The sequence below is a fragment of the Pseudomonas sp. P5_B2 genome (genome assembly GCF_056400445.1).
On record NZ_JBFULH010000761.1, the window covers coordinates 1 to 1,756 of the forward strand.

Sequence of the window (1,756 nt, forward strand, 5' to 3'; positions counted from 1 at the left end):
GTTTCACGGTTGTTGCCTGAGCGGGAGCGGGCCCGTCAGTCACGCCTTTGAGTTCAATACGTTTGATTTCGCCAACGATGAACAGGTAGCTGATGGCCGCGACCAGCGCGTTGGCACCAACGAATACCAAAGCCATTTTGAAAGAGCCGGTGGCGGCAATGATGTAGCCGATGATGATCGGCGTGGAGATCGAAGACAGGTTGCCAAAGGTGTTGAACAAGCCACCTGAAAGACCTGCGATTTGCTTCGGCGAGGTATCCGACACGACGGCCCAGCCCAGTGCGCCGATCCCTTTGCCGAAGAACGCCAGCGCCATGAAGCACACCACCATCCAGTCAGCATCGACGTAGTTGCAGATGATCATGCTCATCGACAACAACATGCCGCACACGATAGGGGTCTTGCGTGCCACGCTCAGAGAGTTGCCGCGACGCAGCAACGTGTCTGAAATCACGCCACCCAGGACGCCACCGAGAAAGCCGCAGATGGCCGGTAACGAAGCAATAAACCCGGCCTTCAGAATGGTCATGCCGCGTTCTTGTACGAGGTAAACCGGGAACCAGGTGAGGAAGAAGTAGGTGAGGGCATTGATGCAGAACTGACCGATGTAGATACCCATCATCATGCGATTGGTCAGAAGCTGGCGGATGTAATCCCACTTGGGGCCACTGTCCTTTTTCGCTTTCGAATCTTCCAGGTCGACCAGTCCACCGTTGTCGGCGATGTACTTGACCTCGGCGGCGTTGACCTTCGGGTGATCCTTCGGCCCGTAGATCACCTTCAGCCATATCAGCGAGAACACGATGCCCAAGGCGCCCATGACGATGAACACGTGTTGCCAGCCGTAGGTGTAGACGATCCATCCCATCAACGGTGCGAACAGTGCGGTCGCAAAGTATTGCGCCGAGTTGAAGATGGCTGACGCGGTTCCGCGTTCCTTGGTCGGAAACCAAGTAGCGACGATCCGTGCGTTACCCGGGAACGAAGGCGCTTCCGCGAGACCGACCATGAAGCGCAGCAGAAACAGCAGCACTACGGCGGTCGAGATCCCGAACTCACCGATATAGCCCTGCAACAGGGTGAACAAGGACCAGGTGAAAATACTCCCGGCATAGACTTTCTTTGAACCGAAGCGATCGAGGAGCCAGCCGCCCGGGATCTGGCCCAGAACATAAGCCCAACCAAACGCTGAAAAGATGTAGCCGAGGGTCACAGCGTCCAGACCTAAGTCTTTTTGAATACTGGAGCCCGCGATGGAGATGGTGGCGCGGTCGGCATAGTTGATCGTCGTCACCAGGAACAGCATGAGCAAGATCAAATAGCGGACACGGGTTGGCTTGGGTTCTTGCATGGTTGACGCTCCCACGAATTATTTTTGTGCGGGTAGACCTTTCAGGTCGACGATATCCGTCATGTACCGTTGTAAGTTGTCCTACAACGATAGCGCTATCATTAAACAGATAGCGCTATCATTTCAAGCGCCTTTTGGCGGGTTTTTTAAAATTGAATCAGGTGCTGGCGCGCTCGATCAGCTCGAAGCCGGTATCCATCTGGCTTACAGAGGAATCACCATTCCCCGAAAATCTTCGGAGCAGCGCTTCAGCCACTTCGCGGCCCATTGTCGCGGCATTGACGCTGACGGTGGACAGGGCAGGGTGGGCGAACTTGGCGTTGGTGATGTCGCCAAATCCGAGGACGGCGATGTCTTGCGGGACGCGCAAGCCCTGGCTGGCGGCTTCCGCGAGCACGCCGAAGG

The 1,756-nt window shown here is 56.1% G+C and carries 2 protein-coding genes; both read right to left on the reverse strand.

The annotated features are described in order from the left end of the window. The coding region (locus AC1DRJ_RS26475) for an MFS transporter (RefSeq protein ID WP_477804753.1) at nt 1–1,351 on the reverse strand (1,351 nt) is incomplete at its 3' end. Between the two features lie 157 nt (nt 1,352–1,508). Continuing rightward, nucleotides 1,509–1,756: substrate-binding domain-containing protein (locus AC1DRJ_RS26480; RefSeq protein WP_477804754.1), on the reverse strand; the 248-nt coding region annotated here is incomplete at its 5' end.